Raw genomic sequence first — 13,682 nt, 5'->3', positions numbered from 1 at the left:
AACCGATAAAGAGTGGAAAATACATGGGGTATCGTCAATATGTGGGAATATAGCCTTGATGAAGGCATATTCCCACTATCTTCAACTGAAATTTTAGATGGAAAAGACTCATGTTCACCGGAATAGTACAAGGGCAGGGCACACTGCTCGACATCATCGATAAACACGACTTTCGCACTCACCTGGTGCAACTGCCTCAGGCCATGCTGCCGGGGCTGGAGCTCGGCGCTTCGGTGGCTCACAACGGCTGCTGTCTGACGGTTACTGCCATTGAGGGCGACCGGGTCAGTTTTGACTTGATGCAGGAAACCCTGCGGGTAACCAACCTGGGTCGGTTAACGGTGGGCGACAGCGTCAACCTGGAACGAGCGGCGCGTTTTGGCGACGAGATCGGGGGCCATGCCATGTCCGGCCATATCATGGCCCAGAGCGAACTGCTGGAACGGCGGGTGACTCAAACCAATACCACACTCTGGTTTGCGCTGCCGGCCGGCCTTGCCAAATATGTCTTTACCAAGGGTTATATCGGCATCGACGGTATCAGCCTGACGCTGGGAGAAATACGGGAAGACCGCTTTGCGGTGCATCTGATCCCGGAAACCCTGTCGCGCACCAACCTGGGCCATATTGAGCCAGGTTATCCGGTCAACATCGAGATAGACCCGCAAACCCAGGCAATTGTCGATACGGTAGAGCGGGTGATGGCGACACAATAATATTATGCCAACATACACTGTGTTCGTTTAACACAACCGGTCAGAAAAACTGCTCATCATCCGCATCCACGCTCAGTTCAACCGAGTCGCTTAGTTCATTACGTTTAACCACTATATGCATGGCATTGCAGCAGGCCATGCAGTCTTCGTAATAGTCCTGATCACCTTCGGAAGCATCAACCACGATGCGAGTATGATGACCACAGTGAGGGCACAGGATATTTTGCTCAAAATAGTCTCGCATCGGGCTTTCCTTATATTGGTTTCAACTCAGGCTTCGGGTAGCCCACGGCTGGATCTCCCGCCATCAAGGGCAATAATCTGCCCGGTCAGGTAACGGGGACCTGCCAGCAGAAAGGCGGCCGTCTCCGCGATTTCCCGGGGCTGACCCAGGCGGGCCATTGGAATAGACCCCAGCACCTGCTGTTTCTGCTGCTCGGTCAAGGCATGGGCCGGCCAGATGATGGCACCGGGCGCGATGCCGTTGACCCGAATCGCCGGAGCCAGCTCTTCTGCCAGTCCACGGGTAAGGGTGGCCAGGGCATTTTTAGCCATGGTGTACAGCAGGTGATGTTTCAGTCCTTTCTCTGCATGAATATCCACCATATTGATGATGGATCCCTGGCTGTCTCTTAATGCCGGTGCCAACGCCTGGATCAGGAAATAAGGAGCAGCGGCATTGGTGGCGGCCAGATCGTGCCACTGCGCCGGCGTACCCTCACCGAAAGGGGTAGGATAAAAGCTGGAGGCATTGTTGATCAGACCATCGAGGCGGCCGAAGTAACCCAGGGCCTTGTCGGCCATGCCGCTCAATTCATCGAGTCGGGTCAGATCCTGGCATAGCAGACGAACGCTGTCTGGTCGTATGGCGTTCAGTTCCTGCATCAGGGCCGTGGCCACGTCTTCACTGCGATGATAATGCAGCACCAGTCGATATCCCTGCTGATGCAAATGGCGGCTCATTTCGGCACCTATGCGTTTGGCGGCACCGGTAATCAACACCACGGGTTGCGGCATAACATCTCCTAACTGGCAATAATACGATACAGGCTGTCTTTGGCCTGAGCGAGATAAGGCTCGCCGAAATGGTTAACATGATTAAGTAAATGGTAGAGGTTGTAAATCTCTCGCCGTTCCCTGTAACCCTCTTCCAGCGGCCAGACTCTATTGTAACCTTGATAAAAGACCTGAGGGAACTGGCCAAACAGCTCGGTCATGGCGATATCAGTCTCTCGGTCACCAAAATAGCTCGCAGGATCAAACACTACGCCCATGTGTTCGTAAAAGGCAACATTGCCCCGCCAAAGGTCGCCGTGCAACAGGGAGGCGCGAGGCTGGTGATGGATCAGGTGCAACTTGATGCCCCCGATGATTTCTTCAATATCCCCCAGACGGATATCTTTTTCTTCCAGCAACTTCAGCTGCCAACCGATCCGCTGTTCGGAAAAAAAGGTGGCCCATTTCTTATGCCAGCTATTGGGTTGTACCGACAAGCCGAGAAAGTTGTCTTCATCCCAGCCATACATCGGCTGATGCTGGCTCTGATGCAGATGAGCCAGCTGGCGACCGAGCATATACCAGTCCTCTTCATCCGCATCACTAAAAGACAGGTATTCCAGCACCAGGAAGCTGATGGAAGCGGTGGTGCCGCTACAGATTGGCCTGGGAATGGTCACCGTCTGGCTACGCCGCAGGTGATCCAGACTGGTCCATTCACCGCGAAACATATCCACCCGTTCCTTGTCATTCAGCTTGACGAAATAGCTGCGTCGGCCGTCCGAAATCCAGAAGGCCTGATGGATATCGCCACCGGGCAGTGATTTTTTCTCTTTAATGAGAAAATCGCTGCCGGTTGCTTCCGAGATCTGGTGAGCGATCACCTGCCACATAATGCCTCCGCTGGGGCTGGGTTTGCCCACAGTATAGGCCAGGACGTCACAGCCAAAGCCCATCGAGATAAAAATCCAGGCCAAGGCCTGCACCAGGTAAAAGCCTGACGCCGCCGTCGACACCATGCCGATGGTAAGTCACTGTCATTACACGGGGCAGGGCACCATAAAAGTGGTGCAGTCGTGGCAGAAAAAGCGCAATTCTGGTAAAGTCCGTGGCTCTCAACCTGTGCCGCCGGGCAGCATAAGCACCCCAAGGCGCGCCAGACTGGCAAGGTACGCCAGATGGTTGACGCAGCCATGAAGCTTTCATTATATAGATTCATTTTCATACACTACATGTGCGCTTTGGTAGGGTGCACCACTGTTAAGGACATTTCATGCCGACAATTACTCTTCCCGATGGTAGCCAACGCCATTTCGAACAAGCTGTTTCCGTGCTGGACGTGGCACAGGATATCGGCCCCGGTCTGGCCAAGGCCTGTATCGCCGGCCGCATCGATGGTCAACTGGTTGACGCCTGTGAGCTGATAAATGCAGACGCCAAACTGGCGATTATCACTGCCAAGGATCAGGACGGTCTGGAAATTCTCCGCCACTCCTGTGCCCACCTGCTGGGTCATGCCATCAAGCAGTTATGGCCCCAGACCAAGATGGCGATAGGGCCGGTGATCGACAACGGTTTCTATTACGACATCGATCTCGACCACGTGCTGACCGAAGAAGACATCAGCAAGCTGGAAACCCGGATGCTGGAACTGGCCAAAACCGAATATGCGGTCATCAAGAAAAAGGTCAGCTGGCAGGAAGCACGGGATACCTTTGCCAAACGGCATGAACCTTACAAGATAGAAATTCTGGATCAGAACGTCAGCCAGGACGACAGACCCGGCCTCTATCATCACGACGAATACGTCGACATGTGCCGTGGCCCGCACGTGCCCAACATGCGCTTCTGCCAGCACTTCAAGCTGCAGAAAGTCTCCGGCGCCTACTGGCGTGGGGATGCCAAGAACAAGATGCTGCAGCGCATCTACGGTACCGCCTGGGCCGACAAGAAGGCGCTCAAGGGTTACCTGCTGCAGCTGGAAGAAGCCGCCAAGCGGGATCACCGTAAAATCGGCAAGCAGCTCGACCTCTATCATATGCAGGAAGAAGCACCGGGCATGGTGTTCTGGCACAATGACGGCTGGACCATCTTCCGTGAGCTGGAGCAATTCGTGCGCGACAAGCTGCGCGAATACCAGTACGAGGAAGTGAAGGGCCCCTTCATGATGGATCGGGTGCTGTGGGAAAAGTCCGGCCATTGGGATAAATATGCCGAAAACATGTTTACCACCCATTCAGAAAACCGGGACTACGCCATCAAGCCGATGAACTGTCCGGGCCACGTGCAGATCTTCAACCAGGGCCTGAAGTCCTACCGGGATCTGCCGCTGCGCATGGCGGAATTCGGTTGCTGCCATCGTAACGAGCCGAGCGGTGCCCTGCACGGCCTGATGCGGGTTCGGGGCTTTACCCAGGACGACGCTCATATCTTCTGTACCGAAGATCAGATCCAGCAAGAAGTGTCTGCCTGTATCCAGATGGTGTATGACACCTACGAAACCTTTGGCTTCAGCAACATCGCGGTCAAGCTCTCGACCCGTCCCGAGCAGCGTATCGGCAGCGACGAAGCCTGGGATCAGGCCGAGCTGGCTCTGGAGCAGGCGCTCAAGGCCGCCGACATCGAATATGATCTTCAGCCGGGTGAGGGTGCCTTCTATGGCCCTAAAATCGAATTTACCCTGTACGACTGTCTGAATCGGGCCTGGCAATGCGGCACCGTTCAGCTCGATTTCGCTCTTCCGGGGCGCCTGGGTGCCAGCTATGTGGGCGAAGACAACGAACGTCACGTGCCGGTAATGATTCACCGTGCTATCCTAGGGTCAATCGAGCGCTTTATCGGTATCCTGATTGAAGAGTACGCCGGTCTTTTCCCGACCTGGCTGGCCCCGAATCAGGTAGTCGTGCTCAACATTACCGATAATCAAGCCGATTACGCTCTCAATCTGGCTAACAGCCTGAATAATGTTGGCATTCGGGCCAAAGCGGACTTGAGAAATGAGAAGATAGGCTTTAAAATCCGCGAGCATACTCTGAAGCGGGTACCTTTCATGCTGGTTTGCGGCGACAAAGAAGTCGAAGCCGGCAAAGTAGCGGTTCGTACCCGGAAAGGACAGGATCTTGGCGTCTTCAACGTAGAAGAGCTGACCTCGCTGATACAGCAGGAGATCCTTACTCGCGGTAAGAAAACAGTGGAGGATAGGTTATAAAAGGCGCTAAAAGAGGGAGCAAACCAGCTCCACGCAATCGACTGAATGAAGAAATCCGACTGCCAGAAGTTAGATTGGTCGGCCTGGAAGGCGAACCGATTGGTGTCGTCTCTATTGCCGAGGCTCTCGAAGCTGCTGCCGGCGCAGGTGTAGACCTGGTGGAAATCAGTCCTAATGCCGAGCCGCCCGTCTGCCGTCTCATGGACTACGGCAAGTTCATCTACGAGAAGAGCAAGGCGACCAAGGAACAGAAGAAAAAGCATAAACAAATCCAGGTCAAGGAAATCAAATTCCGACCCGGTACAGATGATGGCGACTACCAGGTAAAACTACGCAACCTGGTTCGCTTTTTAGAAGAGGGCAACAAAGCCAAGGTCACGCTGCGTTTTCGCGGTCGTGAAATGGCGCACCAAGAGCTAGGTTTCGATTTGCTCAACCGTATCAAAGCGGATCTGGACGAATTGGCCGTGGTCGAGGCCTTTCCCAAGCTGGAAGGGCGTCAGGCTGTCATGGTGCTTGCCCCGAAGAAAAAACAGTAAGGTTTTGCAAGTAGCCGGGTAATGGTTATCCGGCTCGCCTTGTCTGTTTGTTGTTATTAACAATGCGGAGTTGTTATGCCGAAGATGAAGTCAAACAAAGGCGCTGCAAAGCGCTTTAAAAAAACAGCGAGTGGCTTTAAGCGTAAGCAGTCCCACTTGCGTCACATCCTCACCAAGAAAAGCACCAAGCGTAAGCGTCAGCTGCGCGGTAAGTGTCTGGTAGCTCCGTCTGACGTTGCCCAGATCAAATCCATGTTGCCGACTGCTTAAGAGGATAGTGAATAATGCCAAGAGTTAAACGTGGTGTGACTGCTCGCGCTCGTCACAAGAAAGTACTAAAGCAGGCCAAAGGTTATTACGGTGCCCGTTCACGCGTTTATCGCGTAGCGGTACAGGCAGTTACCAAGGCCGGTCAATATGCTTATCGTGACCGCCGTCAGAAAAAACGTCAGTTCCGTCAGCTGTGGATTGCGCGTATCAACGCTGCAAGCCGTCAGAACGGTCTGTCATACAGCCGCTTCATCAATGGCCTGAAAAAAGCCTCTGTTGAAATCGATCGCAAGATCCTGGCTGACATCGCCGTACACGACAAGACCACCTTCTCCGCTTTGGTTGCCAAAGCAAAAGAAGCCCTGGTTTAAGTCGCTTAGACGATAAATAAAAAAGGAGGCTCCGGCCTCCTTTTTTGTTGCTCCTTGCCGGGCTCAGTGGTGGCAGGGAAGAGACATATCCTTTATTATCAAGACCTTCAAATTATTCAGTGTCTGCATCAAGCGGGCAAGTAACGAGGAATACATGGATCAGCTGGAAGACGTGATCGTCAAAGCACAGGCGGAGATCCAGGCTGCCGCCAACGCCGCCGAACTGGATGACATCCGGGTACATTATCTGGGCAAAAAAGGCTTCTTTACCGAACAGTCGAAGGCCCTGGGCAAGCTGTCTGCCGAAGAGCGCCCCGCCGCCGGCCAGATAATCAACAAGGCCAAACAGGCGGTCAGCGATGCCATCAACAGCAAGCGCGAAACGCTGCAGCTGGCAGAGCTGAACCAGAAACTGGCCAGTGAGACCCTGGACATTACCCTGCCGGGCCGCCGTCAGTCTGCCGGTGGTCTGCATCCGGTCAGCCGCACTATCAAGCGCATCGAGTCGTTTTTCGGCGAGCTGGGCTTTCAGGTGGCCGAAGGTCCGGAAATCGAAGACGATTTCCATAATTTCGATGCCCTGAACATTCCGGCTCATCATCCGGCCCGAGCCGATCACGACACCTTCTACTTTAACCCCAAGCTGATGCTGCGCACCCAGACCTCCGGCGTGCAAATCCGCACCATGGAACAACAACAGCCGCCGATCCGCATCATTTCACCGGGCCGTGTCTATCGTAACGACTACGATCAGACCCACACCCCGATGTTCCATCAGGTGGAAGGTCTGCTGGTCGACGAAAACGTCAGCTTTACCCAGCTGAAAGGGGTGCTGCACGATTTTCTGAACAACTTTTTCGAAGAAGATTTGCAAATCCGTTTCCGTCCCTCCTATTTCCCCTTCACCGAGCCCAGTGCCGAAGTGGACGTCATGGGCAAGAACGGCAAGTGGCTGGAAGTGCTGGGCTGCGGCATGGTGCATCCCAATGTGCTACGTTCGGTCGGTATCGATCCCGAGCGTTACAGCGGTTTTGCCTTCGGTATGGGTGTTGAACGTCTTACCATGCTGCGTTATGGCGTGAACGACTTGCGCGCCTTCTTCGAAAATGATCTGCGTTTTCTCAAGCAATTCCGGTAAGCGGCAGGAGCAATAATGAAATTTTCAAAATCATGGCTGGATGAATGGGTCAACACCGGCCTTAACGCCGAGGCTCTTGCCGAGCAAATCACCATGGCCGGTCTGGAAGTGGATGGCATAGAGCCGGTCGCCGGCGATTTCAGCCAGGTGATAGTGGGTGAAGTGGTCGAATGTGGCCAGCACCCGGATGCCGACAAGCTGCGCGTCACCAAAATCAATGTCGGTGGCGACGAGCTACTCGACATCGTCTGTGGCGCGCCCAATTGCCGCCAGGGCCTGAAAGTAGCGGTGGCCGTGGTCGGCGCCGTGCTGCCAGGCGATTTCAAGATCAAGAAAGCCAAGCTGCGCGGCCAGCCGTCCCACGGCATGCTGTGCTCCTACGGCGAACTGGGCATCGAGCTGGACTCCAGCGGCATCATGGAGCTGCCGGCCGACGCCCCCGTCGGTACCCCGGTGCGTGACTACCTGGCCCTGAACGATGTCATCATCGAAGTGGACCTGACCCCCAACCGCGCCGACTGCCTGAGTATGGCCGGTCTGGCCCGGGAAGTGGGTGTACTGAATCAGCAGGATGTGAACTGGCCCGAGATCCCGGCGGTCCCCGCCAGCATAGACGACAAGGTCAACATCGAACTGAAAGCTCCGGCGGCTTGCCCGCGCTACCTGGGTCGGGTAGTCAGAAATATCGACGTCAACGCCACCACACCATTATGGATGCAGGAAAAACTGCGCCGCAGCGGCATCCGCAGCATAGATCCGGTGGTAGACATCACCAACTTCGTGCTGCTGGAATGGGGCCAGCCGATGCATGCCTTCGACCTGGCAACCCTGAGCGGTAACCTCAGCGTGCGCATGGCGGAGCAGGACGAAAAACTGACCCTGCTCGACGGCAATGAAGTCAGCCTGAACGCCGACACCCTGGTAATTGCCGACGAGAAGCAAGCCGTTGCCATGGCCGGCATCTTCGGTGGTGAAGCCACCGGCGTGACCGACACCACCCGCGACGTATTGCTGGAATGCGCCTTCTTCAGCCCACTGGCCATTACCGGCCGCGCGCGTAGCTACGGCCTGCACACCGACTCTTCCCACCGTTTCGAGCGCGGCGTCGACTACCAGTTGCAGCACAAGGTGATGGAGCGGGCGACCGCACTGTTACTGGACATCTGTGGCGGCGAAGCCGGCCCCGTGGTGGAAGCGATCGCCGAGTCCGAACTGCCCCAGGCAAGTACAGTGACCTTGCGTCACGCCAAACTGAATCGTCTGATTGGTATCGACATCGAGGCCGCTCAGGTGACCGACATGCTGGCTCGACTGGGCCTGGATGTAACCAGCACCGCAGACGGCTGGCAGGTCGTGGTGCCCAGCTATCGTTTCGACATCGGCATCGAAGAAGATCTGGTGGAAGAAGTGGCCCGTATCTACGGCTACAATAATATTCCCGATGTAGCCCCGGTGGCCGGTCTGACCATGTCTCGCCATCAGGAAGCAAAACTGCCCCTGAGCCGGCTGAAAGATGCGCTGGTGGATCTGGGTTATCAGGAAGCCATTACCTACAGTTTCGTGGATCCCGCTCAGCAGCAGCGGTTGTTCCCGGGCGTCGACACCATGGTGCTGCCCAACCCCATCGCCGCCGACATGTCCGTGATGCGGGTGTCGCTGTGGCCGGGTCTGATCCAGGCCGCAGTCTACAACCAGAACCGCCAGCAATCTCGGCTGCGTCTGTTTGAACAGGGTCTGACCTTTGTACCGGATGAAGCCTCTGAAAACGGCGTGTGTCAGACTCCGGTTCTGGCCGGTCTCTTGCTGGGTCCTGTGGTGGATGAGCACTGGGACATGGCCGACAAGGGCGTGGACTTCTTCGATATCAAGGGCGATGTCGAAAGCCTGCTGGCCCTGAGTGCCAACGAGTTGAGCTTCTCCTTTGCCCGGACCGACATCGGTGCCCTGCATCCGGGTCAGTCGGCCGCCTTGTTGCAACAAGGCCGGCAGGTCGGTCTGCTCGGTGCCGTGCATCCGAGTCTGCTGCGCAAGCTGGGACTCAAGTCTCAGGCTTATGTATTTGAAATCGAGCTGGCGGCCCTGACCGGACGCCGCGTGCCGGAAGCGGCCGAAGTGTCTCGCTTCCCCGCCAACCGCCGAGATTTGGCACTGGTGGTCGATCAGTCGGTATCCGCCGGCGATATCCTTGATTTAGCTAGGAAAGTTGGCGGAGATCAATTGGTTGGATTAAACTTGTTCGATGTATACCAAGGACAGGGTATTGCCGACGACAAGAAGAGCCTGGCGCTCAGCTTGGTGTTGCAGGATACCCACAGGACTTTGGAAGAAAAAGAAATTGCCGACACCGTGGCGCGTATTGTCTCGGCACTTTCTGACGAGTTTAGTGCTTCCTTGAGGGATTGATATGGCGTTAACCAAGGCCGACATAGCAGAGCATCTGTTCACCGAACTGGGCATGACCAAGCGTGATGCCAAAGACATGGTGGAGGCGTTTTTCGAAGAAATTCGTTCCTCACTGGAGCTGGGTGAACAGGTCAAGATTTCCGGTTTCGGTAATTTCGAGTTGCGCAACAAGGGCGAACGCCCCGGGCGTAATCCCAAAACCGGGGAAGACATTCCCATCTCGGCCCGGCGGGTAGTGACCTTTCGGCCCGGCCAGAAACTCAAGGCCAGGGTAGAAAACGTACCACAGCTCGACGATTCAGAATAAGACCAAAGCCAGGCCCAGAGCCTGGCTTTTTTATATCTGATTAAGGCTTTGTTTATTTCCTCACCATTCACGCTTCACACCTCACCCATCACAGATTAAGACTAAGGGCGCATTGTCTGCGGGGGAGGGATGCTGTTAGCCTAGACTCAGGATAAATTCAGCAAAGGTATGCGGACCGTGCGCAAAGGCAATATCGTTATTCTCACCGGGGCCGGCATTTCGGCCGAGTCGGGTATCAGAACCTTCAGGGCCAGTGACGGCCTGTGGGAAGAGCATCACATCGAAGACGTCGCCACCCCCGAAGGCTATCGGCGTGATCCGGAGCTGGTGCAGCGTTTTTACAATGCTCGCAGAGAGCTGTTGCAGACCGTCGAGCCGAATACCGCCCACCAGGCACTGGCCCGGCTGGAAGCCGAATGGCCGGGGCAGGTCACCCTGGTCACCCAGAATATCGACGACCTGCACGAACGCGCGGGTAGCAAGAATGTGCTGCACATGCACGGTGAACTGCTCAAGGCCCGTTGCCCGCACTCCAATCAGACCGTCGACTGGACAGGTCCTCTAAACACCACGGATCTGTGCCATTGCTGTCAGTTTCCCGAGCCGCTACGGCCCCATGTGGTGTGGTTTGGGGAAATGCCGCTGCAGCTGGATCACATCTATCAGGCCCTGAGCGAGGCCAGTCTGTTTATCGCCATCGGCACCTCCGGTAACGTCTATCCCGCCGCCGGCTTGGTGCATGAAGCAACGATGCATAACGCCCACACCATAGAGATCAATCTGGAGCCCAGCCAGGTCAACAACCATTTTAGCGAGCACCGTTACGGGCCCGCCACCATGAAAGTGGTCGATTATGTGGACGAGCTGCTCAGCAGCCGCAAATAACCGCTGTTCCTGATGGGTCACCTCCGCGAAGGCGGAGATCCATGGCACAGAGCACTTGATTTCCGCCTTGGCGGGAATGACTCACAACAAACCGGCAATATGAAAAAGCCCGCTGTCAGCGGGCTTTATATGGTTACCGGGAGCGCAGTTTGACCCAGTAGTCTTCGTAGATGGCCAGGGTTTCATCGCCCAGATCGTCCTGGAAGTGACCCTTGCCGATCACCTCAGGAGGGGGGAACAACACCGGATTTGCAGCCACCTCGGCCAACAGCAGCGGCTTGGCCCCCTTGTTCGGTACCGCCAGACCCAGCTCCTGAATGATCTGCGCGGCGATATCGGGCCGCATCAGAAAGTCCAGAAACTGGTGGGCGGCATCCACCGATTTGGCGTTGGCGGGAATGGCGGCGCTGTCTACCCAGAAGATGGCACCTTCTTCCGGATACACATATTCCAGGGCGATGCCGTCCTGCTGGGTCTTGTAGGCCTGATCGCTCCACAGCAGCCCCAGCGAAACTTCACCGGTCACATAGGGCATGCGCGGGTTGTCGGAATTATACAGCAGCACGTTGTCCTGCAGCGGCAGCAGCTTTTCGTAGGCGGCCTCGATTTCAGCCGGCTCACGACTGTTGGCGGAATAGCCCAGGGTCAGCAGCGCCATCTGAAAACTTTCGCGAATATCGTCGGTCAGCATCAGCTGGCCTTGCCATTGGCTGTCCCACAAATCCTGCCAGGAATGGATCTCGGCATCAGCCAGATCGTCCCGGTTCACCGCAATGCCGGTGCTGCCAAACGAGTAGGGCATGCTGTAGCGGTTACCCGGATCAAAGTCCTTGTTCAGCATGCTGTCGTCAAGCTGGTCAAAGTGGGGCAACTTGCTCTTGTCGAGCGGCTGCAGCATGCCTTCACGCGCCATCTTGCTCAGCATGTAGCTGGACGGAAAAATCAGATCGTAACTTTCGCGTGCCTTACTGGTTTGCAACAGCTTGAGCTTGGCATACAGCGCCTCGTTGGAGTCGAAGCTAGCGTAATCCACCTTGACGCCTGTTTCCTCGGTAAAGGCCTGCAGTACATCTTCGGGCAGATACTCGGCCCAGGCATAGACAGACAGACGATCCTGCGCCTGCGCCAGCATCGGCAGACTCGCGGCCACTACCAGGGCCAGAGGACGGAACCAGAATTTCATATCAGCGTTTATTCCTTAACAGCAGTTGGGATATCACCACCAGCGCCAGCGACACCGCCAGCATGATGGTGGCCAGGGCATTCACCTCGGGGGAAACACCCACCTTGACCATCGAGTAGATTTTCAACGGCAGAATTTCGTAACTCGGACCGGTGACAAAAGAGCTGACGATCACATCGTCCAGCGACAGGGTAAAACTCAGCAGCCAGCCGGCGGCAATGGCGGGCCCGGCCAGCGGCAGGATTATCTTGCGAAATATCACCGCCTCGCCGGCACCCAGATCTCGGGCCGCTTCCAGCATGCGCACATCAAAGCCCTTGAGCCGTGAATAGACGGTGATCACCACGAAGGGCAGGCAAAAAGTGATGTGAGCGAACAACAGCGACCAGAAGCCGAGTGAAACTCCCAGCACCACAAACAGCGCCAGCAAAGAGATGGCCATCACGATGTCCGGCGACATCATCACCACAAACAGCATGCCGCCGACGAAACCCTTGCCGCGAAAGCGGTAGCGATACAGAGCCACCGCCGCCAGGGTGCCGATCAGGGCCGCCGCACTGGCCGACACCAGGGCGACAGTTACCGAATGACGGGCGGCCTCCATCAGGCTGGCGTTGTTGGCCAGCCGCACGTACCAGTCGAGGGTGAATCCGTCCCAGCGGATGCCGTAACGGGAACGATTGAAGGAGTTGACGATCAATACCCCTATCGGAATATACAGATAGGCGAACACCAGCAGCAAGACGCTGCCCTTGAGCCAGTTAATCATCGATCGACACCTTCTTGTTCAGCATCTTCGCCGCCCGGTAATACAGAAACATCATCCCCGCCATCAACACCGTCAGAGTCACGCTGGTGGCTGCACCGAAAGGCCAGTCCCGGATGTTGAGAAACTGGGTCTTGATGATGTTGCCAATCAGCAGATTCTTGGCCCCGCCAAGCAAGTCCGAAATATAAAACATGCCCAGCGCCGGCAGAAAGACCAGCAGGCAACCGGCCACGATACCCGGCAGGGTCAGCGGCAGTATGATCCGAAAAAAACGCGCCAATGCACCGGCCCCCAGATCCTGCGCCGCTTCCAGCAGCCGGCCGTCGAGCTTGTCGATGGCGGAATACAGGGGCAGCACCATGAAGGGCAGCAGTATGTACACCAGACCGATAATCACCGCCACCTCGGTAAACATGATGCGCAACGGCTGTTCAATCAGCCCCACACTCAGCAATACCGTATTGAGCAGCCCCTTGGTTCCCAGCACCACCTTGAGCGCATAGGTACGGATCAGCGAGTTGGTCCAGAACGGCACTATCACCAAAAACAGCATCAGGGGCCGGATGCGGGCCGGCAGCCTGGCGATGATAAAGGCGAACGGATAGCCAAGCAGCAGACACAAGAGGGTGGCGATACCGGCCATCAGCAGCGAGTGCCCCAGCACCTTCACATACAAGGGATCCAACAGGCGGCCATAGCTGTCCAGGCTGAACACCAGGCTTATCAGACTGGCGTGATCCCGGGTCATGAAGCTGGTGACAATGATCATCAGGTTGGGCAGAAACACGAACAACAGCAACCAGCCGACAATAAGCGTGACCGCCACATTTCTGAAACCATTAGCCCGGATCCGCCTGGCTCGAGAGCCCTTCTCTCTTAAACCCTCGGTATGCATGC

15 protein-coding genes are annotated in these 13,682 nt (G+C 56.0%); 9 read left to right on the top strand and 6 right to left on the bottom strand.

Translation table 11 applies throughout. The features are described from left to right. Window positions 1-110: 110 nt before the first annotated feature. Window positions 111-716, top strand: coding sequence for a riboflavin synthase subunit alpha (locus UN63_RS02375; RefSeq protein ID WP_104485182.1), 606 nt, complete (start codon window positions 111-113; stop codon window positions 714-716). A gap of 40 nt (window positions 717-756) precedes the next feature. Here the strand turns inward: UN63_RS02375 and UN63_RS02370 are convergent, their stop codons facing one another. From UN63_RS02370 to UN63_RS02360, 3 genes are read right to left on the bottom strand one after another with little or no spacing between them, the layout of a single operon-like run. Continuing rightward, a complete protein-coding gene (locus UN63_RS02370; RefSeq protein WP_104485181.1) occupies window positions 757-960 on the bottom strand; it encodes a CPXCG motif-containing cysteine-rich protein in 204 nt (67 codons plus the stop codon). A 26-nt stretch (window positions 961-986) separates the two neighbouring features. After that, window positions 987-1,733: a pteridine reductase gene (locus UN63_RS02365; protein WP_104485180.1), complete on the bottom strand. Its 747-nt coding sequence runs from the start codon at window positions 1,731-1,733 to the stop codon at window positions 987-989. Window positions 1,734-1,741: 8 nt separating this feature from the next. Then, window positions 1,742-2,689 (bottom strand): fructosamine kinase family protein, encoded by a 948-nt coding sequence (locus UN63_RS02360; protein WP_229793450.1) that lies wholly within the window; start codon window positions 2,687-2,689, stop codon window positions 1,742-1,744. Between the two features lie 296 nt (window positions 2,690-2,985). Here UN63_RS02360 and thrS point away from each other — a divergent pair, with 296 nt between their 5' ends. The 8 genes from thrS (at window position 2,986) to cobB (ending at window position 10,833) form a co-directional block, all read left to right on the top strand. Beyond that, the gene (gene thrS, locus UN63_RS02355) at window positions 2,986-4,920 is read left to right on the top strand and encodes a threonine--tRNA ligase (protein ID WP_104485179.1); all 1,935 of its coding nucleotides are present in this window, start codon (window positions 2,986-2,988) and stop codon (window positions 4,918-4,920) included. After that, window positions 4,917-5,459, top strand: coding sequence for a translation initiation factor IF-3 (infC, locus tag UN63_RS02350; protein WP_104485178.1), 543 nt, complete (start codon window positions 4,917-4,919; stop codon window positions 5,457-5,459). Before thrS ends, infC begins: the two co-directional genes overlap by 4 nt. A 75-nt stretch (window positions 5,460-5,534) precedes the next feature. Continuing rightward, the gene (rpmI, locus tag UN63_RS02345; protein ID WP_104485177.1) at window positions 5,535-5,729 is read left to right on the top strand and encodes a 50S ribosomal protein L35; all 195 of its coding nucleotides are present in this window, start codon (window positions 5,535-5,537) and stop codon (window positions 5,727-5,729) included. Between the two features lie 14 nt (window positions 5,730-5,743). Then, window positions 5,744-6,100 (top strand): 50S ribosomal protein L20, encoded by a 357-nt coding sequence (gene rplT / locus UN63_RS02340; protein WP_104485176.1) that lies wholly within the window; start codon window positions 5,744-5,746, stop codon window positions 6,098-6,100. A gap of 154 nt (window positions 6,101-6,254) precedes the next feature. Further along, window positions 6,255-7,238: a phenylalanine--tRNA ligase subunit alpha gene (gene pheS / locus UN63_RS02335; protein ID WP_104485175.1), complete on the top strand. Its 984-nt coding sequence runs from the start codon at window positions 6,255-6,257 to the stop codon at window positions 7,236-7,238. A gap of 15 nt (window positions 7,239-7,253) precedes the next feature. Beyond that, the gene (gene pheT, locus UN63_RS02330) at window positions 7,254-9,641 is read left to right on the top strand and encodes a phenylalanine--tRNA ligase subunit beta (RefSeq protein ID WP_104485174.1); all 2,388 of its coding nucleotides are present in this window, start codon (window positions 7,254-7,256) and stop codon (window positions 9,639-9,641) included. A 1-nt stretch (window position 9,642) separates the two neighbouring features. Further along, complete coding sequence (locus tag UN63_RS02325; protein WP_104485173.1) at window positions 9,643-9,948, top strand: integration host factor subunit alpha; 306 nt, start codon at window positions 9,643-9,645, stop codon at window positions 9,946-9,948. A 168-nt stretch (window positions 9,949-10,116) separates the two neighbouring features. Further along, window positions 10,117-10,833 (top strand): Sir2 family NAD+-dependent deacetylase, encoded by a 717-nt coding sequence (cobB, locus tag UN63_RS02320; protein ID WP_104485172.1) that lies wholly within the window; start codon window positions 10,117-10,119, stop codon window positions 10,831-10,833. A 133-nt stretch (window positions 10,834-10,966) separates the two neighbouring features. Here cobB and UN63_RS02315 read toward each other — a convergent pair whose 3' ends face one another. From UN63_RS02315 to potB, 3 genes are read right to left on the bottom strand one after another with little or no spacing between them, the layout of a single operon-like run. Then, window positions 10,967-12,016, bottom strand: coding sequence for an extracellular solute-binding protein (locus UN63_RS02315; RefSeq protein WP_104485171.1), 1,050 nt, complete (start codon window positions 12,014-12,016; stop codon window positions 10,967-10,969). Between the two features lies 1 nt (window position 12,017). Beyond that, entirely contained in the window at window positions 12,018-12,785 is a 768-nt protein-coding gene (gene potC / locus UN63_RS02310) for a spermidine/putrescine ABC transporter permease PotC (RefSeq protein ID WP_104485170.1), read from the bottom strand. Next, the gene (gene potB, locus UN63_RS02305) at window positions 12,778-13,680 is read right to left on the bottom strand and encodes a spermidine/putrescine ABC transporter permease PotB (RefSeq protein WP_104485265.1); all 903 of its coding nucleotides are present in this window, start codon (window positions 13,678-13,680) and stop codon (window positions 12,778-12,780) included. Before potB ends, potC begins: the two co-directional genes overlap by 8 nt. Window positions 13,681-13,682 lie beyond the last annotated feature (2 nt).

The organism is Oceanisphaera arctica, from assembly GCF_002936955.1.
GTDB lineage: Bacteria > Pseudomonadota > Gammaproteobacteria > Enterobacterales > Aeromonadaceae > Oceanimonas > Oceanimonas arctica.
This window is presented reverse-complemented; position numbering and strand designations above follow the sequence as displayed.

What these genes read in the sequence shown, in the direction of transcription:
- rpmI (WP_104485177.1), top strand. Translation starts at nt 5,535, where the DNA reads ATGCCGAAGATGAAGTCAAACAAAGGCGCTGCAAAGCGCTTTAAAAAA.
- UN63_RS02325 (WP_104485173.1), top strand. Translation starts at nt 9,643, where the DNA reads ATGGCGTTAACCAAGGCCGACATAGCAGAGCATCTGTTCACCGAACTG.
- potC (WP_104485170.1), bottom strand. Translation starts at nt 12,785, where the DNA reads ATGATTAACTGGCTCAAGGGCAGCGTCTTGCTGCTGGTGTTCGCCTAT.
- UN63_RS02375 (WP_104485182.1), top strand. Translation starts at nt 111, where the DNA reads ATGTTCACCGGAATAGTACAAGGGCAGGGCACACTGCTCGACATCATC.
- rplT (WP_104485176.1), top strand. Translation starts at nt 5,744, where the DNA reads ATGCCAAGAGTTAAACGTGGTGTGACTGCTCGCGCTCGTCACAAGAAA.
- UN63_RS02365 (WP_104485180.1), bottom strand. Translation starts at nt 1,733, where the DNA reads ATGCCGCAACCCGTGGTGTTGATTACCGGTGCCGCCAAACGCATAGGT.
- potB (WP_104485265.1), bottom strand. Translation starts at nt 13,680, where the DNA reads ATGCATACCGAGGGTTTAAGAGAGAAGGGCTCTCGAGCCAGGCGGATC.
- cobB (WP_104485172.1), top strand. Translation starts at nt 10,117, where the DNA reads ATGCGGACCGTGCGCAAAGGCAATATCGTTATTCTCACCGGGGCCGGC.
- pheT (WP_104485174.1), top strand. Translation starts at nt 7,254, where the DNA reads ATGAAATTTTCAAAATCATGGCTGGATGAATGGGTCAACACCGGCCTT.
- UN63_RS02370 (WP_104485181.1), bottom strand. Translation starts at nt 960, where the DNA reads ATGCGAGACTATTTTGAGCAAAATATCCTGTGCCCTCACTGTGGTCAT.
- pheS (WP_104485175.1), top strand. Translation starts at nt 6,255, where the DNA reads ATGGATCAGCTGGAAGACGTGATCGTCAAAGCACAGGCGGAGATCCAG.
- UN63_RS02315 (WP_104485171.1), bottom strand. Translation starts at nt 12,016, where the DNA reads ATGAAATTCTGGTTCCGTCCTCTGGCCCTGGTAGTGGCCGCGAGTCTG.
- thrS (WP_104485179.1), top strand. Translation starts at nt 2,986, where the DNA reads ATGCCGACAATTACTCTTCCCGATGGTAGCCAACGCCATTTCGAACAA.